Annotated in this window: 24 protein-coding genes and 1 pseudogene; 20 read left to right on the top strand and 5 right to left on the bottom strand. The window is 36.1% G+C overall.

Translation table 11 applies throughout. The features are described from left to right. The first annotated feature begins 21 nt into the window (after nt 1-21). Entirely contained in the window at nt 22-783 is a 762-nt protein-coding gene (gene yaaA / locus KBW87_RS07445) for a peroxide stress protein YaaA (protein WP_057808906.1), read from the top strand. Here yaaA and KBW87_RS07440 read toward each other — a convergent pair. Further along, nucleotides 780-1,535, bottom strand: coding sequence for an alpha/beta hydrolase (locus tag KBW87_RS07440; protein WP_057808904.1), 756 nt, complete (start codon nt 1,533-1,535; stop codon nt 780-782). The two genes, yaaA and KBW87_RS07440, sit on opposite strands and share 4 nt — an antisense overlap. Nucleotides 1,536-1,635: 100 nt before the next feature. Here KBW87_RS07440 and KBW87_RS07435 point away from each other — a divergent pair, with 100 nt between their 5' ends. From KBW87_RS07435 to KBW87_RS07420, 4 genes are all read left to right on the top strand, one after another. Then, nucleotides 1,636-2,235, top strand: coding sequence for a histidine phosphatase family protein (locus KBW87_RS07435; protein ID WP_057808902.1), 600 nt, complete (start codon nt 1,636-1,638; stop codon nt 2,233-2,235). Between the two features lie 110 nt (nt 2,236-2,345). Further along, nucleotides 2,346-2,876, top strand: a complete 531-nt coding sequence (locus KBW87_RS07430) for a TetR/AcrR family transcriptional regulator (protein WP_057808900.1) — start codon at nt 2,346-2,348, stop codon at nt 2,874-2,876. Then, the gene (locus tag KBW87_RS07425) at nt 2,876-3,937 is read left to right on the top strand and encodes an FtsX-like permease family protein (RefSeq protein WP_057808898.1); all 1,062 of its coding nucleotides are present in this window, start codon (nt 2,876-2,878) and stop codon (nt 3,935-3,937) included. Before KBW87_RS07430 ends, KBW87_RS07425 begins: the two co-directional genes overlap by 1 nt. 2 nt (nt 3,938-3,939) lie before the next feature. Beyond that, nucleotides 3,940-4,614, top strand: coding sequence for an ABC transporter ATP-binding protein (locus tag KBW87_RS07420; protein WP_057808896.1), 675 nt, complete (start codon nt 3,940-3,942; stop codon nt 4,612-4,614). Between the two features lie 56 nt (nt 4,615-4,670). Here the strand turns inward: KBW87_RS07420 and KBW87_RS07415 are convergent, their stop codons facing one another. Then, complete coding sequence (locus KBW87_RS07415; protein WP_057808893.1) at nt 4,671-6,080, bottom strand: C69 family dipeptidase; 1,410 nt, start codon at nt 6,078-6,080, stop codon at nt 4,671-4,673. A 79-nt stretch (nt 6,081-6,159) separates the two neighbouring features. On the opposite strand from KBW87_RS07415, the gene KBW87_RS07410 reads away from it, so the two are divergent. The 6 genes from KBW87_RS07410 (at nt 6,160) to KBW87_RS07385 (ending at nt 10,247) form a co-directional block, all read left to right on the top strand. Beyond that, nucleotides 6,160-6,402 (top strand): hypothetical protein, encoded by a 243-nt coding sequence (locus tag KBW87_RS07410; RefSeq protein WP_004040295.1) that lies wholly within the window; start codon nt 6,160-6,162, stop codon nt 6,400-6,402. Between the two features lie 125 nt (nt 6,403-6,527). Continuing rightward, nucleotides 6,528-7,151 (top strand): TetR/AcrR family transcriptional regulator, encoded by a 624-nt coding sequence (locus KBW87_RS07405; RefSeq protein WP_057808892.1) that lies wholly within the window; start codon nt 6,528-6,530, stop codon nt 7,149-7,151. 163 nt (nt 7,152-7,314) lie between these two features. Next, complete coding sequence (locus KBW87_RS07400) at nt 7,315-7,854, top strand: NADPH-dependent FMN reductase (protein WP_057808890.1); 540 nt, start codon at nt 7,315-7,317, stop codon at nt 7,852-7,854. Nucleotides 7,855-7,866: 12 nt separating this feature from the next. Beyond that, nucleotides 7,867-8,415: an NADPH-dependent FMN reductase gene (locus tag KBW87_RS07395; RefSeq protein WP_057808888.1), complete on the top strand. Its 549-nt coding sequence runs from the start codon at nt 7,867-7,869 to the stop codon at nt 8,413-8,415. Between the two features lie 93 nt (nt 8,416-8,508). After that, complete coding sequence (locus KBW87_RS07390) at nt 8,509-9,300, top strand: tyrosine-protein phosphatase (protein WP_057808886.1); 792 nt, start codon at nt 8,509-8,511, stop codon at nt 9,298-9,300. 2 nt (nt 9,301-9,302) lie between these two features. Beyond that, nucleotides 9,303-10,247: an FAD:protein FMN transferase gene (locus KBW87_RS07385; protein WP_057808884.1), complete on the top strand. Its 945-nt coding sequence runs from the start codon at nt 9,303-9,305 to the stop codon at nt 10,245-10,247. Nucleotides 10,248-10,290: 43 nt separating this feature from the next. On the opposite strand, the gene KBW87_RS07380 is transcribed toward KBW87_RS07385, so the two are convergent. The 3 genes and pseudogenes from KBW87_RS07380 to KBW87_RS07370 form a co-directional block, all read right to left on the bottom strand. Further along, the gene (locus tag KBW87_RS07380) at nt 10,291-11,049 is read right to left on the bottom strand and encodes an exodeoxyribonuclease III (RefSeq protein ID WP_057808882.1); all 759 of its coding nucleotides are present in this window, start codon (nt 11,047-11,049) and stop codon (nt 10,291-10,293) included. Between the two features lie 280 nt (nt 11,050-11,329). Further along, a pseudogene (locus tag KBW87_RS07375) lies at nt 11,330-11,519 on the bottom strand (IS3 family transposase); the annotation flags it as partial. An 11-nt stretch (nt 11,520-11,530) separates the two neighbouring features. Next, the gene (locus KBW87_RS07370; protein WP_057808880.1) at nt 11,531-12,067 is read right to left on the bottom strand and encodes a CvpA family protein; all 537 of its coding nucleotides are present in this window, start codon (nt 12,065-12,067) and stop codon (nt 11,531-11,533) included. A 163-nt stretch (nt 12,068-12,230) separates the two neighbouring features. Between KBW87_RS07370 and rsmG the strand changes: the two genes are divergently transcribed. The 9 genes from rsmG to KBW87_RS07325 all read left to right on the top strand — a co-directional run bounded on the left by rsmG (nt 12,231) and on the right by KBW87_RS07325 (nt 21,384). Further along, nucleotides 12,231-12,953 (top strand): 16S rRNA (guanine(527)-N(7))-methyltransferase RsmG, encoded by a 723-nt coding sequence (gene rsmG / locus KBW87_RS07365; protein ID WP_057808878.1) that lies wholly within the window; start codon nt 12,231-12,233, stop codon nt 12,951-12,953. 23 nt (nt 12,954-12,976) lie between these two features. Continuing rightward, entirely contained in the window at nt 12,977-13,822 is an 846-nt protein-coding gene (gene noc, locus KBW87_RS07360) for a nucleoid occlusion protein (protein ID WP_004040304.1), read from the top strand. Between the two features lie 14 nt (nt 13,823-13,836). After that, nucleotides 13,837-14,616, top strand: a complete 780-nt coding sequence (locus KBW87_RS07355) for a ParA family protein (protein WP_057808876.1) — start codon at nt 13,837-13,839, stop codon at nt 14,614-14,616. Beyond that, entirely contained in the window at nt 14,594-15,478 is an 885-nt protein-coding gene (locus tag KBW87_RS07350) for a ParB/RepB/Spo0J family partition protein (protein WP_004040308.1), read from the top strand. The genes KBW87_RS07355 and KBW87_RS07350 overlap by 23 nt, the downstream gene beginning before the upstream one ends. Continuing rightward, entirely contained in the window at nt 15,471-15,737 is a 267-nt protein-coding gene (locus KBW87_RS07345; RefSeq protein ID WP_057808874.1) for a DUF951 domain-containing protein, read from the top strand. The genes KBW87_RS07350 and KBW87_RS07345 overlap by 8 nt, the downstream gene beginning before the upstream one ends. 37 nt (nt 15,738-15,774) lie before the next feature. Continuing rightward, nucleotides 15,775-16,875 carry a redox-regulated ATPase YchF gene (gene ychF, locus KBW87_RS07340; protein ID WP_057808872.1) on the top strand — a complete coding sequence of 367 codons (1,101 nt, stop codon included), beginning with the start codon at nt 15,775-15,777 and terminating at the stop codon, nt 16,873-16,875. A gap of 8 nt (nt 16,876-16,883) precedes the next feature. Next, nucleotides 16,884-17,669 (top strand): DUF1129 family protein, encoded by a 786-nt coding sequence (locus KBW87_RS07335; protein WP_004040318.1) that lies wholly within the window; start codon nt 16,884-16,886, stop codon nt 17,667-17,669. A gap of 116 nt (nt 17,670-17,785) precedes the next feature. Continuing rightward, nucleotides 17,786-19,510 (top strand): ABC transporter ATP-binding protein, encoded by a 1,725-nt coding sequence (locus tag KBW87_RS07330; RefSeq protein WP_057808870.1) that lies wholly within the window; start codon nt 17,786-17,788, stop codon nt 19,508-19,510. 11 nt (nt 19,511-19,521) lie between these two features. Beyond that, entirely contained in the window at nt 19,522-21,384 is a 1,863-nt protein-coding gene (locus tag KBW87_RS07325) for an ABC transporter ATP-binding protein (RefSeq protein ID WP_057808868.1), read from the top strand. The last annotated feature ends 59 nt before the right edge of the window (nt 21,385-21,443 follow it).

The raw sequence follows: 21,443 nt of genomic DNA, 5'->3' as shown, positions 1-21,443 counted from the left end.
AAAAAAGGATTGATTAAAAATATGCAGATTATTATTTCCCCAGCTAAAAAGATGAAAGTTGATCGTGATAGTTTTCCAGTTTTATCTAAGGCGAGTTTTTTAGATGAAGCGCGGATGTTAGAGCGCTTCTTAAAATCGCGGACGCCAGAGCAGCTAAAGCAGTTGTGGAAAGCCAGTGATAAAGTTGTGGAAGAAAGCACCTTGCAGCTTAAGCAAATGGATTTAGAAAATAATTTAACTCCAGCTATTTTAGCTTTTTCTGGAATTCAGTATCAATACATGGCTCCAGATTTATTTACTCAGCCAGCATTAGACTATATTCAAGAGCATTTAAAGATCTTATCGGGATTTTATGGTGTATTGCGGCCATTTGATGGAGTCTGTCCTTATCGTTTAGAATTAAATACTCAAATGTCAGGCTTTATCATGTATAGTTTGCTTAATTTTTGGGATGATATGATTGCCCAGGAGGTTTTTAAGGAAGATGATGTGGTAATTAATCTTGCTTCTAAGCAATATGTACGCTTAATCAAGCCTTATGTGACGGGAAATCGGCGCATGATTACTATTGATTTTCAAGAAATGCATAATGGAAAATGGCGCGTAATTGGAACGCATGCTAAGATGGCACGCGGAGAAATGGTGCGTTATATCGCAGAAGAGCAAATAAAAAATCCTGAGCAATTGCAGGATTTTCATGATTTTGGTTTTAAATTTGAGCCTAAGGTAAGTAGTGAAGATCACTATGTATTTAGAACCACTTTTAACTTTAAGCGACGCTAAAAAAGTGGCTTCACAAAGTCGCTAGCAAGTTTGGCAGCTTGATCTTTATATTGATTGCTAAATCGGTGATCGGCACCGTTAATGATGTGAAGCTCACTATTTTGATAAACCTCATCGTACTTCTTACTGTATTTTGGATCAACTACCTGATCATCTGATCCTACGATGATCGAAGCTAGTCCAGTGTAGCGTTGAGCTACTTCATAAATTGGCAATACTTGGGCAGTTCTTATATAGAAGCCACCAATCTTTAGACCAGTTTTGTTTCCGACTAAGGGAACTACGTCAGGAACGTGATTGGGATCGTAGATTGCGCCTTGGGTGTTTCCCTTTAAAGCATCGTCTTTTAATTGTGCTGCAGGGGCTAGCAAAACGACTTTTTTGATCACATCCGGATAAAGCCCTGCTAGCATTGAAGCAACTACACCGCCTTGGGAATGTCCAATTAAGTAAATATCACGGACATGAGGATCAGTGCGAACATAATCAAGGATTGCTTTTCCATCGGCAATTTCGTTATCAACCGTCATATCTTCAAGCTTTCCGTCACTTTCGCCTTGGCCGTTAAAGTCAAACCGAACGCTAGCTACATTTTCATCGCGCAAGTCATCAGCAATTTTTCTAAGCAATGGAGTATTTTTATTTGCAGTAAATCCGTGCATTAAAATTGCCATATTATAAACTTCTCCAAAGGGTTCTTCGCGTTCACCCACTAGGGTTAAACCATCTCTCTTAATTGTAATACGTGCCATAAAATTCTCCTTATTCGTCCTTTACTAAAGATTATTGTATACTTTTTAGAAACGATTATTAGTAAAATGTAAATTAAGAATGAGTAAAGAGGTAGTAACTATGGAAATTGTGTTTATTAGACATGGACAAACCGATCTCAATAAGTCTGGTAGAATTCAAGGTTCATCAGTAAATCTTAGTTTAAATAAAGAAGGACGGGAGTATGCGGAAGAAGCAGCTAAGAATTTTGATCCGAGTGAGTTTGATGCAGTTTATGTAAGTCCACTGGATCGTGCAGTAGAAACTGCTGAAATTTTTACTAAAGGACAAAAGAAGCTTATTCCTGATGACCGTTTGCTTGAGTTTGATTATGGTGAATGGGATGGGGAGCTTTTGACTGAAATGAAGAAGAGGCATCCAGATGCTATCGATCCCTGGGGAAAAGTAGCCAAGAATTATGTCGACTATGCTTCAAATGGTGAGACTCATGAAGAGTTAAATAAGCGCTGCGGAGACTTTTTAGATGAAATGTACAAAAAGTACCCGGATGGCAAAGTTTTAGTTGTAGCGCACGGAACTTTGATTAGAATGATGGCTGCTCATTACTTAACCCATGGGGACATTAGTGGATTTGATACAATTGCTAATTGTGGCTTAGTTAAATTTAGTGTACGTGAAAATATTGCTCGGATGATTTACTATAATCGCATTTTAGCGTAAAAAATAACGGCTATTAAGCCGTTTTTTTATACAAAAGTATTGACACGATGTCAAGATGTTACTATGATGAATGTACTAAGTGACAGAGTGTCAATGAAAGGGAGAATAACATGGTTAAGTCGACATTTTTAAATTTACCAGAAGAAAAAAAGGAGAGAGTCACAGAGGCGCTTTTGCATGAATTTAGTACCCATGCTCTTACTGAAGCACAAGTGGCTCGGATTGTAAAAGAAGCTGGAATTGCGCGAGGCGCATTTTACAAATACTTTGATGATTTAACGGATGCTTATACATATTTATTTAAAATTGCAATTCAAGAAATTCATATGAATATGCAGCCCACAGATAAGTTTGATCCCGATTTTTTCTACGATCGAGTATGCAAATTTATCAGTAAAACTCAGCACAGTAAGTATGAACCAATGATGAAGCTTCATATGCTTAGAAATGAAGCTGTAGTTCCTGGCAGTATGAAGACGAACTCTGAGCAATTGCTTCACATGACTCCTGAAATTTGGAGTGCGATGGTTTTAAGTCATGAAGTAATTGTGTCTGTTTTTGCTGATCCAGATAATCGAGAAGCTAACTTAAAACGTTATAAAGAGAGCCTCTATTTAATTGATAAGGGGGCTAATAAATAATGTATCTTGCATTTAAAGAAATCAAAAAAGAAAAGCTGCGTTATGGGCTAATTATTTTGATGATCTTTTTAATTAGTTATCTAATTTTTATGTTATCGTCTTTAGCATTAGGATTAGCTAGTGAAAATACGCAGGCAATTAATTCATGGCAAGCTAAAAGTGTAGTTTTGAATAAAAATGCCAATATTAATATGTCGCAGTCAGTCCTTACCCAAAAAGATCTGAAGAATGTCAAAATGGGCAAAAATGAAGCAATTGTAGGTGAAACACCAGTTGTTGCTAAAGCAGACAAGCATGCTTCAATTTCAGCTCAGTTCTTAGGAGTTAACAAGTCACAATTTATTTATAAGGATCAAGAATTAATTGCTGGTCGAAAGGCTAAAAAAGCTACTGAAGTAACTGTTGATCAAGCTTTTAAGATAAAAGGTTATAAATTAGGTGACAAGATTACTTTAAACGATTCTAAGAAGAAGTATAAAATTGTTGGCTTTGTCAAAAATGCCAAGATTAATATTGCTCCAATTATTTATGGTCGGATGGCTACTTGGAAGAGTTTGCGTGAGGGAATGGTCAATGTTAAAGCTTCGGCAATTATTTCTAAGAGTAGTAAGTTTAATTACCATTACAAGAATGCTAAAACTTATCCAATTAAGACTTTTATTAATAAACTTCCAGGCTACACAGCTCAAAATGCAACCTTTGAATTGATGATTGGATTTTTGTTTGTAATTTCCTTAATCATCATTGCTGTATTCTTGTATATTTTAACAATGCAAAAGATGCACAACTTTGCCGTAATGCGTGCACAGGGGATTCCATCTAAAACCTTAGTTGGGGCCACGATTAGCCAATCAATTATCTTGGTTGTAGTCGGCGTTATTATTGCTTTAATTGCAATGGGAATTACCGCTGTTGCGTTGCCAAAATCTGTACCAATGGACTTTACGCCAGCAATTATGATTGTAGGTAGTTTAGGGATGCTTTTGATGGGAATCATTGGTAGCTTAATTCCTATTAGATCTATTTTGAAAGTTGATCCTGCAAAGGCGATTGGAGAATAAAAATGGCAGTAATTGAATTAAAAAATATTGATAAGTTTTATGGAAAAGGCTTAGCCAAAGTTGAAGCCTTAAAGGACGTTAATTTTAAAGCTAACAAAGGTGAAGTAGTATTAATTATGGGGCCTTCTGGTGCCGGAAAGAGTACTTTTTTGACAATTGCAGGGTCACTGCAAAGACCAACTTCAGGTGAAGTTTTGATTAATGGGCAAGATATTAGTCATTATTCAGAAAAGCAAAGAGGGAATTTACGTTTAAATGAGATTGGTTTTGTTTTACAAGCTTACAACTTAGTACCATTTTTGACAGTGAATGAACAATTTGTTCTAGTTGATAAAGTTAAAAAGCAAAACAATTTGTCGAAGGAAGATTTAGCTAAACTCTTTAAAGACCTTGGAATTGAAAAATTGGTCAAGAAATATCCCAATGAATTATCTGGTGGCCAGCAACAAAGGGTTGCGATTGCTCGGGCATTATATGCTAATCCCGAAATTTTACTGGCTGATGAACCAACCGCGTCATTGGATAGTCAGAATGTAGAAGAAGTAGGAAAATTGTTTAAAAAGCTAGCCAAAGAACGAAATAAAGCAATTATTTTAGTTACTCATGATCCTCGTTTGGAAAAATATGCCGATCATATTTATGAAATGATGGATGGAAAGATGAGTCAAAAGAAATAATTTTCAAGAAAGTAAAATGCGCTGAGGGTATTCTCAACGCATTTTTGTATCATCGATTATAAGTTTGGATCCATCTTGAATCTCAATGGGGAATCAGCAGTTTGAGCTGTAATTAATTGAGCTGATAATTTTTGGTAGATATCAATGGCTGCTTTAGCCATGTCATTGTTGGCTTTATTAACAATTTCAAGTTTATTATCAGGATCAGTTTCTTGAGCAAGCTTTTGGTCCGCTTCGTAGCGAATACGTATGGTTTTTTGACTAGCTGCCTTTTGGGCATTTACAAGCTCAGTTCCATATTTGCTCCAGCTGCGGTCAACTAAATTGCCAGCAAGCTTAAATACCCAGTAAGCAGAATTAGTTGAGTAAGTTTCCTTGCCATATTTATACATGCGAGGCACCTTAGTACCTTGTGGGTAAAATGGCACATAAACACTTTGTGCACTAACACCCATTGCTAGCCAGTGGGTCATATCTTCATCTTTTAATTCAAGTAGGTGAGATTCTTGGGTGGTTGCCACTGAAATTGGCCGGAAAGTAGCATTATTTTTATTCTTTGGATTAGTTAAATCGTATGGAGTATTTTGATAGTGATTGCTTAAAACAGCCTGTGCATCTTGAATAGAAATAGGATGATCTGGTTTTTGGATAAATGGTAATTCAAAGCTTTCAGGATTTTGTTCAACTGATGGGGTGAGGAGTTTTTGACCAATCCAAACCCTTGGGGTGTTGTAGTGAAGATCACTATCATCATGAGTACCAAAAATTTTGCGCCAATTGAAAACAGCATCTTCAGGCCAGAGCTTGTTATCATACACGAAGTTCTGTAAATTCTTAGAATACATGAAGTCATTACCGTTAAAAACAACGGATTGAATAGAAAGTTGATTGGCTACGACAGCATAAGAATCATCTGGAATTCTTTGTGCTACCCATTGATGACCTGAACCAATTTCCATATACCACGCTTCTTTATTATCGCTGAACAAAATTCCATTTGCTTCAGCGGCCCCATGCTTTTCAACGATATCACCTAAACGCTTTACGCCTTCTCGCGCAGACTTGATATAAGGTAAAATTACGGTAATCATCGCCTCTTCTAAAATCCCTTTTTCGGTGTCAAAAGGATCAATTGCCATTACACGATTATTAGCGTAGGCACTTTCAGTAGCGCTCATTGCTACATGGTATTCATTAATTCCATCTTCTTCAAAGATACCGTACTTATCTGTCCATTCTGGAGTAGAAGAGTAAGCAAATTTTTCATTTGGTAAATCAATTTCAAACTTGTTGTCTTTAGATTTAAAATGGTTATTTTCAATAGTTTCATGCTTATTAAAAGCAAGATGCTTTGGCCACGCAGTCTTGGCGTCTTCGTTTCTTCCAATGATCACGCTGCCATTAAGGGAGGCCTTTTTCCCAATTAAAATTGAAGTACATGATGAACGACCGATTTTTGTAGACATGATTTCACACTTTCTAATGTAAGGATTATAATTATTGTAACTTAATGTTACTGGATTTTGTAAAAAGACGAGGATTAATATGGATAATCAACCAGAAAATAAATCAATTCAATTAGACACCGATTATGAAAATCATGCAATTAATATGAAATTTTCAAATAACTTAACCGATGATCGTGAACGTGGCTATATTCTTTCAGCTGCATTTTTTTCATATTGCGCTTCACAAGGTCTAGACAAACAAGAAGTTATTGAAATGGTTAACTCAAATTATGACCAATTTACTGGAGCTCGTGATACTTCTTTGTTTAAAAGATTATAAATTAAAAAACAATAGTCATTTAACCCTTGAATTTGTTATTTAATCGTACTATTATAGTCAGTGAAGAGAAAAATAACGACTGTAACTAGAAAGCACAGTTAAATTTATGATTGAGGTGTATTAAAATGGCAAGAAAGAAAGAAATAAGTAGAGATAAGATTTTAGATGTCGCCTACAAAATGGCAGTAAAAGATGGTATCGAAGGTTTGACTGCTCGTAGTATTGCAAAAACAGGTCACTTTTCAACTCAACCTTTGTACCTTGAATTCAACAATATGAATGATTTGCGTGAACAAGTTCTTAAAAGAATCTCAAATGATTTGAGAACTAAGACATTGCAACAAAGTTACACAGGGGATGCATTGATCGATTTAGATCTATCATACATTGAATTTGCACAAAAGCACGTTAACTTATTCCGTGCTATGTTTGTAGATGGCAAATTTGGTAGCAAAGTTATCTCAGATACTTTAATGGACCTTGGAACTGAAACGTTTAAGGAACAATACCCAGATACTCAATATGATGAAGACAGAGTTCATGATATTGTAATTGCTAACTGGATTTCAACTACTGGTATGGCTGCATTAGTTGTAAATAAGATTGCAACTTTCAATCAAACTCAAATTATTAACGTACTTAATGCACAAATTCACGATGCTATGCTTAACAATCGTCTCAGCGAAACTCAAGAAAACCCAATGTTTGCTGCAGACGAAGATGCATCTCTTAAGGATCAATTGGCTTAGGTTCATTGATTCACTGTGCTTTCGGTCATTAGAAGACGCTCCTATTACTTGGGGCGTCTTTTTTTGCTATAAAAATTTGTTATTAAACTGAAGAAAATACGCAAAGTTATATACTTAGGCTATAATTAATTATAAGGAATTAGTTTTCGAAAGGTGGTTTTTTATGAAAATCCTTGCATTATCAGGCTCAAATGCCGATGGTTCATTTAATGAGGCTCTACTTAAATATATTGTTAAGCACTTTGGCAATAAATATGATTTTGAATTAGCAACTGTTAAAGGCTTACCAATGTATAAAGAAGGTGTAGATGCTCCAGCCGATGTTTTGGCTTTAGGTAAACAAATTGAAGATAGCGATCTTGTTTTAATTGCATCTCCTGAACAACAACACTCAGTAACTAGTGCTTTAAAGAGCGCTTTGGAATGGTTATCAAGTTCAGTTCACCCATTCCATAACAAGCCAGTTGTTATTGTTTCAACTTCTCCAATGCCTCAAGGGGGTAGTCGTTCCCAAACTCGTTTGAAGAGTATCTTAGCATCTCCTGGTTTTAGCGCAGTTGTCTTTAACGGCGATGAATTCATGATGGGTAACGCACCAAAGCAATTTGATGAAAATGGTGACTTAGTTAACGAAGGCACTGTTAAGTTCTTAGATCACTTCTTTGACGAAGTAGATGATTGGTACAAGCAAGTTACTAAGTAAGGAAGGTAAATCATGAAATTATTAGCAATTGTTGGAACGAATGCACCTTTTTCATATAACCGCTTTTTAGCAAAATATATCGCAAAGCGTTATGGTGATAAAGCTGATATTGAAGTAAAAGAAATCGATAAGATCAAGCCGTTTTGCAGAACTGAAGAACCTGATGAAGTTACTAAACAGTGGATTCAAGATATCAAAGATGCTGACGGGATTATTTTAACTACTCCAGAATATGATCATGCAATTCCTGCAGCTTTAAAGAGTAGTCTTGAATGGCTTGGTTCACATGCTGGCCCTAATGTAATGAAGATGAAGCCAGTTACTGTGGTTGGTACTTCTTACGGTATTCAAGGTACAAGTCGTGCTCAAGAAGATGCTCGTGAAATTTTGCTTTCACCTGATATGAGTGCTAACGTTTTGCCAGGTAATGAAGTTTTAATTGGTAGTGCAGCAAATAGTTTCGATAAGGAAAGTGGCGACTTAATTAACGAAGATGCAATTAAGCAACTTGATGCTGCAATGGACAACTTCTTTAAGTTTGTTAAGCAAACTCAAAAATAAAACTTTTGCCATGAATTTTGTGTAAGTTGTAAAATGAAGTCTGAGACAAAAAGTCCCAGACTTTTTAAATTGCTAAGAAAGGATGTGCGCAGAATGCTAAAGCCAAACATATTGCCCCTTAAAAGCGTGCGCAATCCCCGTGATCTAGGTGGATATAGGGGACTAGATAATCGAAAAATTAAGTCTCATCGCTTGTTGCGAACTGGAAATATTAGTCAGATAACTGAAAAAGATGAGGAATTTTTAAAGGACTACGGTTTAGTTAAGATTATTGATTTACGTTCTAAACTTGAATGTAAAAAACATCCCGATAAAGAAATTGATGGGGTTAAACATTATAATTTAGCCCTTTCAGAAAGTGATAATACTGCCGGCGGTAAGAAAAACCTCGAAGAAATTTTTGAAAAATATCGCGTTGATGAATACGCTGGATTTAGAATGATGTGCGAACGGTACCATAATCACATTGCTAAAAAACATGCGCAAATAACTCTCCACAAAATTTTAGAAGTTCTTGCTAACACGGAAGAAGGAGCAGTCCTCTATCATTGCTCAGAAGGTAAAGACCGTACAGGACTAGTGACGGTTGTTTTGCTTTATATTTTAGGTGTAGATATGGAAACCATTCGGCAAGATTATCTTTATTCTAACTATATGCTTAACGATTATCGGGCTAAGCGCGATCGCATAATGAAAGAAAATGGCGAGAATTTATATTTTCGTGCTAACATGAGGATATTAGGATCAGTAAGCGATGCTTTTTTAGATACATCATTGATCACTATTGAAAAAGAATTTGGTGGATTTGATAATTATCTCAAGAATGAATTGGGAGTAACCCTAGATCTGCAAGAAGCATTACGTGAATTATATTTAGAGAAATAAAAATGGAAGATAAATTTATTAAAGATTTAGCGTTAGAACAGGCAGTTGGCCACCATCATGCTTTAGGTACTTCAATTACTTTACAAGTTTTTGGGACAACTGATGATAGAATTGTTCAAAAAACTTTTGATTTGATTGATCACTATGAAGATTTATTAACCGTAAATCGTGATCAATCGGAAGTAATGGATGTGAATCATGCCGCTGGAGACCATCCAGTTCAAGTTTCAAGTGGAACTTATGATTTGATTAAACTGGCAGTGGAAAAGAGCCGCGAAAATTTTGGCTTTAATGCTTTAATTGGGCCAGTAGTAAAGTTGTGGCATATTGGCTTTAAAGGTGCACATGTACCAAGTGATGGTCAAATTAAAGAAAAGATGCGTCTGACAGATCCTTATAATGTGGAACTAAATGATGATAATCAGAGCGTATTTTTGACACAAAAAGGCATGGAACTTGATTTAGGTGGTATTGCCAAAGGCTGGATCGCTGATCGAATTCGCGATTTTTGGCATGCATATGGTGTAAATGCGGGAATAATCAATTTAGGTGGAAACATTCTTTTAGTAGGTGATTCACCAAAAAGACCCAATGGTCAATGGACAATCGGAGTTCAAGATCCTAAAGAACCACGGGGCGACAACATTACATCTGTGATGGTGCCTAAGTGTTCTGCGGTAACGAGTGGGACTTATGAACGCTATTTAGTTGTAAATGGCAAAAAATATCATCACTTAATTGATCCACGAACTGGCTATCCAGTTAAAACTAATTTAGCTGGAGTAACAACTTTTACTAAAGATTCTGTAGAAGCTGAAATTGAGTGTAAGAGATTGTTTTTTGCGGGACATCCAATTAAGGGCTGGCATGATAATCCAGATCGAATTGGAGCAATCTTTGTTTACAATGATGAGCATGTTGAATATGATAATTTTGGTAATAAATAAAAGAGCAGCCGCTGGACTGCTCTTTATTGTTAGTTTCATAAAACTAGTTCATGTTCAATTTAAGACTAATTGGACAGTGGTCTGAGCCAGGAATTGTACTTAAGATTTTGGCCTTTTTAATGCTTGATTTAAGTGAATCAGAAACTAAGAAATAATCTAATCTCCAACCTTTATTCTTAGAACGTGCATTGTAACGATAGCTCCAATAAGTATACTTGCCAGCCTTTTCGGGATGCATGTATCTAAAGGTATCGACTAAACCAAGCTTAAGTAATTTCTTGAAATCACTGCGTTCTTGTTCAGTAAAACCTGCGTGATGACGATTTTCGTCAGGTTCCGCCAAATCAATTGGCTCATTAGCCACGCTCATGTCACCACCAATAATTACTGGTTTATTCTTCATTAAGTCAGCAACATATGCTCTAAAAGCATCATCCCAGCCCATTCTAAAGCCTAAACGGGATAAGTCTTCACCTGAAAATGGCACATAAGTATTGATATAGTAGAAATTAGAGTACTCAAGAGTAATTGTGCGTCCTTGTCTATCATAAGGAGGGATACCAATTCCAAGAGTAACAGCTAAAGGCTTCTTTTTGGTGAAAATAGCTACACCATCATAACCTTTTTCATCTGAATAGTTCCAATACTCATAATAGCCTGGGAACTGGAGATGAACTTCATCTTGACTTAGGCGAATATTTTGAATACCAAAAATATCCGCGTCAAGTTTATCAAAAGTACCGATAAAGTCATGTCTTAAAGCAGCGCGAAAGCCATTAACATTCCACGAAATAAATTTCATAACGATTCTTCTTTCTTTAAAACTTTATCCTATTTCAATTTTTATTGTACAAGTTATAGTTCAAAGTTTTAAATATTTCGAATCTGATTCCGTAATTTTATGCAATGTGAAAAGGTGGAGCAGGCTAAAAAAGAACTAGTGGATTATACACTTAACCATGTTATCAAATCGTTGTGCAAGCTTGCTTTCTTCTAGTGAATTGTCTATTTAGTTGCTTAATTAGTAAGACTAAAATAGTTGAATAATACAGAATATGACGACTTTCAGTATGAACTGAGATCTAAAAAGTAACCAATTTAAAAGAGGCTTGATTCCGATATTCTTTCGGAGTTAAGCCTCTTAATTTATTCTTCTTGTACTCTTGGTCATAAAACACATTGGTATTTTGGATTCCGATATTGACAGACTTGATCAGTATGGAAGATACAATTATTAAGAGCTGTTTCTTTAACGAAAGCTTTATCCAACATTAGGAAGTCTTTTATCCGACGGTCTTTCCGATACTGAATACGCTGTTAAAGATACCATTAGATAAACCTGGAGTGTTGTAAATGATAAAGCGCAATATAGGAGAATCCACAGTTTGTTGCAAAAACCATGGATTCTGGATTGCATTAAACATTGATAACACTACATATACTAAGAAGTAGCCAGCAATTAGGGATGCAATTGCTCCTAAAACTCCGTCTAACATACTTCCCACACTTGTAGCGTGAGGATTTTGACTTGGTAGCCATGATTTGAAGATTTTAACTATTTCTCTACCGACAAATAAAACAATAAAGAAGGCAATAAATCTGAAAATCATCAAATTAGTTTCCACAGTTAAATTGGTTTGGATTTGATGACCTGTGATTTCAGAATATAGCCAGTTGCCCAATGGATTTTGGGTAAAAATCGCAATCATAAATACCAGCGCACTAAAAATCAAATTAATAATATAGCGCGTAAAGCCAGTTTTATAGCCCATATATGCTCTGTAGGCTAAATACAACAAAACAATAAGAGTAACTATCATATTTTCAACCTTCCTTTTCACAAAATTATACCTTATTTTTGGTTGTGAAACTTTGACGATTTATAAAAAATAATTCATAATTGTACTTAATGAACTAGCCTTCATTGAGGGCTGAAAAAGTGTTAAATTTAGAAAGTGTGAAACACGGTTTCACGGGTGAAAAATGAATCCTGATAAATTTATTGAAGAATTGTCAAAACATAACATTGATTTAACTGAAAAACAAAAAAAGCAGTTTCAATTATATTTTGAGGATTTAATTGAAACTAATAAGCATGTTAACCTTACGCGCATTACTGAAGAAAAAGATGTTTATTTAAAGCACTTTTACGACAGCATTACGTCTTTATTTGAATTTGGGGATGTATTTAAAGAGAACATGACTCTTTGTGATGTGGGAGCCGGCGCAGGCTTTCCATCAATTCCTATTAAGATTATTATGCCAAGTTTGAAGATCACTATTGTAGATTCCTTAGCTAAGAGATTGACTTTTTTGAAAGGATTAGTTGAAAAGCTAGGCCTAAGTGATGTGGAATTAGTCCATGGTCGTGCTGAAGATGTAGGTCAAAACAGTAAGTATCGTGAAAAGTTTGATCTAGTAACAGCTCGTGCTGTGGCCAATATGACAGTTTTAAGTGAATATTGCTTACCTCTTGTTAAAAAAGACGGATATTTTATTGCTTTGAAGGGTCCGAAGGCTGAAGATGAACTCAAAACAGGTCAAAAAGCTCTAAGTGTACTTGGTGGGAAATTGATCAAAGATAAGGAGCTTACTTTGCCAAATAGCGACGAAGAACGGACCTTAGTTTTGATTCAAAAAATTAAAAATACCCCTAAAAAATATCCACGTCAAGCTGGTACACCAAGAAAGAAACCAATTAAGTAAAAATAGTATTGGAGGAGATTATTATGGCATTCTTTTCTTTTGGACATCGTGATGAAGTCCCAAAAAATAAACAAATTCAGGATTTAGCTTTAGATAAAATTGAACCAAATCAATATCAACCAAGACATCAATTCTCCGAGGAATCAATCAGTGAGTTAGCTCAAACCTTGGATAAAGAAGGTTTGCTTCAACCAATTGTGGTTAGAGAATCTGATAATGGTTATGAAATTATTGCTGGTGAACGTCGTTACCGTGCTGCTCAAAGTTTAGGTTGGGAAACTATTCCAGCTATTGTTAAAGAAATGGATGACGATCAAGCTGCTTCTCTTGCTGTAATTGAAAACTTACAAAGAGAAAACTTGAACCCAATTGATGAAGCTCAAGCATACAAGAATTTGATGAAACTCAATGATTTAACTCAAACTGCTTTAGCTAAGGAAATGGGTAAGTCTCAATCTTACGTTGCTAATAAGTTGCGTTTGCTTAAACTTACTCCAAAGGTTCAAGCATCTTTAATCGATGGCAATATTTCAGCTCGTCATGGTCGTGCCTTGGTTGGTCTTGATGAAAAGACGCAAGAAAAAGTTCTTAATGAAGTTTTGGCTAAGGGATTAAATGTTAAAGAAACTGAAGCTATTGTTAAAGATGTAGACGGATACTTTAACCCAAAGACTAAGAAAGCTAAAAAGCAAGGAAAATCAGAGTCAAAGAAGCGTGTAGTTAATAAAATGCCTAAGGACTTAAAAGTTCAAATTAACACTATTAAACGCGCTGTTAAACTTGCTGAAGAATCTGGAATTGAAGTTAAGGTAAAGGAAAATAATAATCCAGATGATTACCGCATTACAATTGAAATGAAAAGAAAATAGGAGGGGAAGCATAGATGGTAAATGTAATTTCAGTTGCTAACCAAAAAGGTGGTGTTGGTAAAACTACCACTACCATTAATTTAGCAGCTTCAATTGCCGACCGTGGTTACCGCGTTTTAATTGTTGATATTGACCCTCAAGGAAACGCTACTTCTGGTTTAGGAATCGAAAAATCAGAGATTGACCAGGACATTTACAATGTTTTAATTGATGAAGTCCCTCTAAAAGAAACTATTCACCATACTTCAACTAAAAAGTTGGATATTGTTCCAGCAACGATTAACTTGTCTGGAGCTGAAACTGAATTGATTAGCATGATGGCACGTGAAACTAGACTAAAATCAGCGCTAGATACAGTGAACGATGACTATGATTTTATTTTTGTGGATTGTCCGCCGTCTTTGGGACAGCTTTCAATTAATGCTTTTACTGCATCTGATTCAATTTTGATTCCTGTTCAAAGTGAATATTATGCCATGGAAGGATTGAGTCAACTTTTAAATACGATTAGATTGGTGCAAAAGCACTTCAATAAGGATTTAGGAGTTGAAGGAGTATTGCTCACAATGCTTGACGCTCGAACTAATCTGGGAGCTGAGGTGGTTAAAGAAGTTCAATCTTACTTTAATAAAAAGGTCTATAAGACAATTATTCCTAGAATTACTAAATTGGCCGAAGCTCCAAGTTATGGACAGCCAATTACTGAATATGCTCCTCGTTCACGTGGTGCCAAGGTTTATGATGATTTAGCAAAAGAGGTTTTAAAAGCTCATGGTAAGAGACTCAAGAAATAACGAACCAAGAAAAAAGGGTGGCTTAGGTCGCGGAATTGAAGCTTTGTTTGAAGATGAACCCCAAGTTGAACAAGCTGAGGAAATTCAAGAACTCAATTTAAGTGAAATTCGCCCCAATCCATATCAACCCAGAAAGACTTTTGATGATAAGAGCTTAAAAGAATTGTCAGATTCCATCAAAGAAAATGGTGTCTTTCAACCCATTATCGTCCGCAAATCTGTCAATGGCTATGAAATTATTGCTGGTGAGCGACGCTTTAGAGCATCTAAGCTTGCTAAAAAGGAAACTATCCCTGCTATCATTCGCAAGTTTGATGAAAGCGAAATGATGGAAGTTGCTGTCTTAGAAAACTTACAAAGAGAAGACTTAACTCCATTAGAAGAAGCTCAAGCTTATGATATGCTTCAAAAGAATCTTGGCTTAACTCAAGAAGAAGTTTCTAAGAGAATGGGCAAGTCTCGTCCTTATATTGCTAATTACTTACGTTTATTGACGCTTCCAAGTAAGACTAAACGTTTGCTTCAACACGGAGATCTTTCCATGGGACAAGCTAGAACTTTACTTGGTTTAAAAGATAAGAGCCGTATCGATGATGTGGCAAAACGCGTTGTACGCGAAGAAATGCCAGTTAGAAAAGTGGAGGCCTTAGTGGCTAAGTTAAATGCTAAAAAGGCACAAAAAAAGCCAGCTAAAAAATCTGCTTTTATTAGAGCTAGCGAAAGTCAATTGGCTAATAAATTTGGTTCAACTGTCAATATTTCTGAAAATAAAAAGGGTAAGGGACACCTTTCAATTGATTTTGCTTCAACTGAAGAATTGAACCGAATCCTTAACATTTTAGGGGTTGATCTCGATGATTAAAAATGATTCATATGATTTGGGCGATACTGTACAAATGAAGAAGCCTCATGCTTGTCAGACCAATGATTGGGAGATTGTGCGCATGGGTGCTGATATTCGTTTAAGATGTATGGGATGTGGTCGTACAATTATGATGCCAAGAGCTGAATTTACTAAAAAGCTCAAGAAGGTTTTAACGAAGGCTAATGATCCAGTCAATGCAAAAAAGGAATATTATTTGCCAAAGGATCGCATTGCACGCCCAAATTTACTAAAATAAAAAGGTAACAAATATATAAAAGAAAAAGAGGATAAAAATGTCACTAACTGCTGGGATTGTAGGTTTACCAAATGTTGGTAAGTCAACTTTATTTAACGCGATTACAAAGGCTGGTGCGGAAATGGCTAATTACCCATTCGCAACCATTGAACCAAACGTAGGAATGGTGGAAGTACCAGATAAGCGTCTTGCTCGAATTCAAGAATTAATTCCTGCTAAGAAGATTGTTCATACTACTTTTGAATTTACGGATATTGCTGGACTTGTTAAGGGTGCTTCCAAGGGTGAAGGTCTTGGTAACAAGTTCCTTGAAAATATTCGTCAAACCGATGCGATTGTTCACGTAGTACGTGCTTTTGATGATGACAACATTACTTCAGTTACTGGTAAGGTTGATCCAGAAGAAGATATCAATACTATTAATTTGGAACTTGCAATTGCAGACCTTGATGCAGTTAACCGTCGTATCAATAAAGTTAAGAAAGTTGCTCAACAAGGTGATAAGGAAGCTAAGGCTGAAATGGCTGTACTTGAAAAGCTTAAGCCAGTTTTAGAAGAAGGAAATGCTGCTCGTTCACTTGACTTTAACAAGGATGAGCAAAAGATTGTTAAGGGTCTTTTCCTTTTAACTTCTAAGCCAGTTATTTATGTAGCTAACATTGCAGAAAGTTCAATGGCAGATCCAGAAAGCGATAAGTACTACCAAATCGTTAAGAAGCATGCGGAAAGTGAAAATGCAGAAGCTTTAGGAATTAGTGCAGCCACTGAAGAAGAAATTGCTGCTATGGATGAAGATGAAAGAAAAGAATTTCTTGAAATGGAAGGCGTGGAAGAATCTGGACTTGATCGTTTGATTAAGGCTGCCTACCATATTTTGGGTCTTCGTACATTCTTTACTGCTGGTGGTCCAGAAACTCGTGCTTGGACTTTCCACGAAGGGATGAAGGCACCACAAGTTGCTGGAGTTATTCACTCCGACTTTGAACGTGGATTTATTCGTGCCGAAGTTGTATCATTTGACGATTTGAACAAACTTGAAACTATGCAAAAGGTTAAGGAAGCTGGTCGACTTCGTCTTGAAGGTAAAGATTATGTTGTTGAAGACGGTGACATTATTGAATTTAGATTTAATGTCTAGGGGGAAAAATGGCAGAAGAGAAGAATAATACTGCAAAAATTAATCAATCTAAACAAGAAAAACTTAAAAATCAAACTGAGAGTCAAAATAAGGATGACGAATTAAAAACTAAGTCACCTGCTGAATTAAGAAAACTTCTCAGTAATAAGAATTCTGACTATGTTTTTCGTCTTCAAAAAGAACTTCAAGCTCAGGGTAAAATGACCTTGGAAGAAGCAGAAAGTAAGGTAAATGAACTTTTGCCCGAAATCATCGTTGCTCAACGTCATGGTCAACCAGCTAATGGACTTTACATGGCATCCCCTAAGATTAAAGCCATGGATATGCTTAGTCCTAAGAACAAAAAGCCTGTAGTTCACCCATTTTGGCAAAGAGCAATTGATAGTGCCCTTCTTTACTTAGTATTCTTTGTTGGGGCATTTGGTGTACTTGAAATGTTTCAAAGCAGTGGTCAAAAAGACAACCCTCAAACTGGAATCCTAACTTTAGTTAGTGTTGGGGTATTAATGGGGATCTATATGGCTAAGTACAATGATTGGGTTGTTCCTGGTAAAGGCCAAGGCAAGACCCGAGTATCCTGGGGGAAAGCAATTTTAGGGATGCTAGGATTGTTGATTGCTTTGTTTATTTGGTTATGGATAATTACTCTTCCGGGTATTCGAGTAATTAACCCAACTCTACCAGGAGTCGTAGATATCATTATTGCGGCCATTGCTTATGGTATACGCTGGCTCTTTAGACGCCATTATGATATTACAGGCTCAACTTTTGCTCCTGCACCAAGACAGAAATAAAGTTGCTTAATTAATGGAATTGGTATAATCTAAATAGTGATGTAAAGGGATAAGTAGGTGTTATTTGCCTATTTATCCTTTTTAATATTTGTGTGCATAAAGAAGGGGGCTTTTAATTGATAAAAACACTAAGTAAATCAATACGGCAGTATAAAAAATTATCACTTCTGTCACCACTTTTTGTTATTGGCGAAGTAATAATTGAAATGCTGATTCCGTATTTGGTTGGTATTTTAATTGATAAAGGGATTATGAAAGGAGATATGGCTTACATTAATAAATGGGGCTTAATCTTGTTCATAATTACAATTGTTTCGTTAATTCTGGGTGCGAGCGCCAGCTATGTTTCAGCTCACGCAGCAGCTGGTTTTGCGGCTAACTTGCGTAAAGATATGTTTTATCATATGCAAGATTATTCTTTTGAAAATATTGATAAGTTTTCAAGTTCAAGTTTGGTAACTCGTTTAACTACTGACGTAACTAATGTTCAAACCGCTTATCAGATTTTGATCCGAATTGCGGTTAGAGCACCAATGATGTTAATTGTGTCAGTAATTATGTCAATAATTATCAGCCCAAGATTATCATTAATTTTCTTGGTAATTGCACCGATTTTTGTCATCATTTTGGCTTTGATTATTAAATCAGCTTATCCGTATTTCCCAAAGAGCTTTAAGGGATATGACCGTATGAACCAAGTAGTGCGTGAAAATGTACGTGGGATTCGCGAAGTTAAGACTTATGTCCAAGAACAACCACAAATTAAGAAATTTGAAAAGTCCTCAGGTTTCATTTATAAGCTATTCTCTACTGCACAAAAGATTATTTCATTAAACGCACTAGTTGTAATGGCCGTACTTAATATTGCAACTTTAGCAATTTGCTGGTTTGGTGCTAAAGAAATTGTTGGTGGAACTTTGCAAACTGGGCAATTAATTTCAATGTTCTCTTATTCCAACTCTGTTTTGTTCAGTTTGAACATTTTGGCTATGATTGCGACTCAATTGATTATTTCTGGCGCGAGTGGTCGTCGTATTGCTGACGTAATTACTGAAAAACCAGCCATTGAAAATCCAAGAAAACCGCTTAAGACCATTACTAATGGAGAAGTGGTGTTTGATCATGTTAGCTTTAAATATGATCCATCCGATAAGCATTTAGCCTTAGATGATATCGATTTACATATTAAACCCGGAGAAACAATTGGTATCATTGGAGAAACTGGGTCTTCTAAATCTACTCTCGTTTCCATGATTCCACGTTTGTACGATGTAACGGCGGGTGCAGTCCGGGTGGCTGGACACAATGTTAAGTCATATGATTTAAAGAGTTTACGTGATAACGTAGCGATGGTATTGCAAAAGAACATCTTATTCTCCGGTACCATTAAAGACAACTTGAAGTGGGGTAATGAAAATGCAACTGATGAACAAATCGTTGCAGCAGCTAAGATTGCCCATGCAGATGGTTTTATTCGTGAAATGCCAGATGGCTACGATACGATGATTGAACAAGGTGGTAATAACGTTTCAGGTGGTCAAAAGCAACGGTTGACAATTGCTCGTGCGCTTTTGAAGAATCCAAAGATTTTGATTTTGGATGATTCAACTTCAGCTGTTGATACCAGTACTGAGCGAGAAATTCGTCATTCTTTGGCTAAAGATATGCCAGAAACCACTAAGATAATTATTTCTCAGCGTATCGTTTCCATTAAGGATGCAGATCGCATTATTGTAATGAATCATGGAAAAATTGAAGATATCGGAACAAACGATGAACTTATGAAACGTAACGCTCTCTATAGTTCAATTGCTAAGTTCCAAGAAGAAAATGGAAAGTAGGGTGATTAATTTTGGATCAAACAGTAAATAATGAAAAAGTTCATCATTCTAGTACTTTAGCTAGATTATTAAAATTAATCTTAACTACTAGCCCATGGATGTTCATTGCCTCAATAATTACCATTATCTTGTCGGCTGGAGCCAACGTTATAGGTACTTTATTTATTGAGCGTTTAATTAATAACTACATTGCGCCTTTAGTTAAGCAGGTACAACATGGTCAGAGTCCTAACTACGGTCCGCTTGCATATGCAATTTGGGTAATGTTAGGTATTTATGCCATTGGATTTATCTCTAACTATCTATTCACAATGTTAATGGCAATTTTGGCCCAAAAGGTTCAATTCCGGGTACGTAACAATATGTTTACCCACATGGAGAACTTGCCAATTGCTTATTTTGACCAAAATGACTACGGCGATATCATGTCACGTTACACCAACGATATCGATACTTTGATGCAGATGATTTCGCAGTCAATCCCACAGTTTACTAACTCAGCTTTGACTTTGATTTTCGTAATTGCCGCCATGTTTAGTTTGAGCTGGCAGCTTACGATCTTCTCATTTATCATCTTCGCCTTATCATTTGGAATTGTTCGTTTCTTAACTAAAAAGTCTAGTTACTACTTCAAGGTTCAGCAAAAGAAACTTGGCCAAATTAATGGTTATAACGAAGAAATGCTTAACGGCTTAAAGGTTATCAAGGTTTTTTCACATGAACCAGAAGTAAAGGAAGGCTTTGAAAAATATAATGATGAATTGAGAATCGCTTCTGGAAAAGCTAACACTTACGCAACTATCCTTTTCCCAATTATGGGTAATATGGGGAACTTACTTTATGTATTAATTGCAATTTTAGGTGGAGCCGTTGCTATTAATAACTGGGCACCATTGACTTTGGGTGCAATTGCTTCATTCTTGCAATTGTCTAGACAATTCAGTATGCCAATTGCTCAGATTTCTCAACAATTGAACTCGATTGTGATGGCTTTAGCTGGTGCACAAAGAATTTTCCAATTAGAGGATGAACCTGTTGAAGCAGATAATGGCGTGGTTACAATTTCTAAAGATAAAGAAGTTGAAGGTGCATGGCACTGGAATGTTCCTCAAAAAGATGGCAGCACCAAGAAAGTTCCAGTACGTGGTCATATTATTTTTGATCATGTTAACTTCTCTTATGTACCTGAAAAGCAGATTTTGTATGATATTTGTATCAATGCCAAACCGGGGATGAAGGTGGCTTTAGTTGGAGAAACTGGAGCTGGGAAGACGACGATTTCTAATATGCTTAACCGTTTCTATCCAATTAGTTCTGGCGAGATTACTTATGATGGTATTCCGATTAAGAATATTAAAAAGGATGATCTAAGAAGATCGCTCTCAATTGTATTGCAAGAAACACACCTGTTTACAGGAACTATTATGGATAATATTCGTTTCGGTAATCCAAATGCTAGTGATGATGAGGTCTATCAAGCTGCACGCTTATCACATGCGGATGAATTTATTCATGAGCTTGATGATGGGTATGATACTGTGATTGACGGTGATGGTGGCGATTTATCACAGGGTCAAATGCAATTGCTCAGTATTGCCCGGGCAATGATTGCGGATGAGCCAGTAATGATTTTGGATGAAGCTACCTCAAGTATTGATACACGAACTGAAAAGATGGTTCAAGCGGGTATGGATAACTTGCTTGCTGGTAGAACAAGTTTTGTAATTGCGCACCGTTTGTCTACAATTGTTAACTCAGATCTTATTTTGGTTCTTGATCATGGTCATATTATTGAATCAGGTACTCATAAAGAACTTCTTGCCGAAAAAGGCTACTACTACGAACTTTATACTGGTAAGAAAGAAATTCAATAAGTGTTAGGCTCTATATCTATAAGCTGAAAGTGGTAAAATGAAGGCGGAAAGAAGGCCTT

The sequence above is a fragment of the Lactobacillus intestinalis genome (genome assembly GCF_024397795.1).
In the GTDB taxonomy this organism is placed as follows: domain Bacteria; phylum Bacillota; class Bacilli; order Lactobacillales; family Lactobacillaceae; genus Lactobacillus; species Lactobacillus intestinalis.
The sequence above is the reverse complement of the archived record's forward strand: the minus strand, read 5'-3'. Positions and strand labels throughout refer to the sequence as shown.

Coding starts and splice junctions, on each gene's coding strand:
- yaaA (WP_057808906.1), top strand. CDS start 22: ATGCAGATTATTATTTCCCCAGCTAAAAAGATGAAAGTTGATCGTGAT.
- KBW87_RS07440 (WP_057808904.1), bottom strand. CDS start 1,535: ATGGCACGTATTACAATTAAGAGAGATGGTTTAACCCTAGTGGGTGAA.
- KBW87_RS07435 (WP_057808902.1), top strand. CDS start 1,636: ATGGAAATTGTGTTTATTAGACATGGACAAACCGATCTCAATAAGTCT.
- KBW87_RS07430 (WP_057808900.1), top strand. CDS start 2,346: ATGGTTAAGTCGACATTTTTAAATTTACCAGAAGAAAAAAAGGAGAGA.
- KBW87_RS07425 (WP_057808898.1), top strand. CDS start 2,876: ATGTATCTTGCATTTAAAGAAATCAAAAAAGAAAAGCTGCGTTATGGG.
- KBW87_RS07420 (WP_057808896.1), top strand. CDS start 3,940: ATGGCAGTAATTGAATTAAAAAATATTGATAAGTTTTATGGAAAAGGC.
- KBW87_RS07415 (WP_057808893.1), bottom strand. CDS start 6,080: ATGTCTACAAAAATCGGTCGTTCATCATGTACTTCAATTTTAATTGGG.
- KBW87_RS07410 (WP_004040295.1), top strand. CDS start 6,160: ATGGATAATCAACCAGAAAATAAATCAATTCAATTAGACACCGATTAT.
- KBW87_RS07405 (WP_057808892.1), top strand. CDS start 6,528: ATGGCAAGAAAGAAAGAAATAAGTAGAGATAAGATTTTAGATGTCGCC.
- KBW87_RS07400 (WP_057808890.1), top strand. CDS start 7,315: ATGAAAATCCTTGCATTATCAGGCTCAAATGCCGATGGTTCATTTAAT.
- KBW87_RS07395 (WP_057808888.1), top strand. CDS start 7,867: ATGAAATTATTAGCAATTGTTGGAACGAATGCACCTTTTTCATATAAC.
- KBW87_RS07390 (WP_057808886.1), top strand. CDS start 8,509: ATGCTAAAGCCAAACATATTGCCCCTTAAAAGCGTGCGCAATCCCCGT.
- KBW87_RS07385 (WP_057808884.1), top strand. CDS start 9,303: ATGGAAGATAAATTTATTAAAGATTTAGCGTTAGAACAGGCAGTTGGC.
- KBW87_RS07380 (WP_057808882.1), bottom strand. CDS start 11,049: ATGAAATTTATTTCGTGGAATGTTAATGGCTTTCGCGCTGCTTTAAGA.
- KBW87_RS07370 (WP_057808880.1), bottom strand. CDS start 12,067: ATGATAGTTACTCTTATTGTTTTGTTGTATTTAGCCTACAGAGCATAT.
- rsmG (WP_057808878.1), top strand. CDS start 12,231: ATGAATCCTGATAAATTTATTGAAGAATTGTCAAAACATAACATTGAT.
- noc (WP_004040304.1), top strand. CDS start 12,977: ATGGCATTCTTTTCTTTTGGACATCGTGATGAAGTCCCAAAAAATAAA.
- KBW87_RS07355 (WP_057808876.1), top strand. CDS start 13,837: ATGGTAAATGTAATTTCAGTTGCTAACCAAAAAGGTGGTGTTGGTAAA.
- KBW87_RS07350 (WP_004040308.1), top strand. CDS start 14,594: ATGGTAAGAGACTCAAGAAATAACGAACCAAGAAAAAAGGGTGGCTTA.
- KBW87_RS07345 (WP_057808874.1), top strand. CDS start 15,471: ATGATTAAAAATGATTCATATGATTTGGGCGATACTGTACAAATGAAG.
- ychF (WP_057808872.1), top strand. CDS start 15,775: ATGTCACTAACTGCTGGGATTGTAGGTTTACCAAATGTTGGTAAGTCA.
- KBW87_RS07335 (WP_004040318.1), top strand. CDS start 16,884: ATGGCAGAAGAGAAGAATAATACTGCAAAAATTAATCAATCTAAACAA.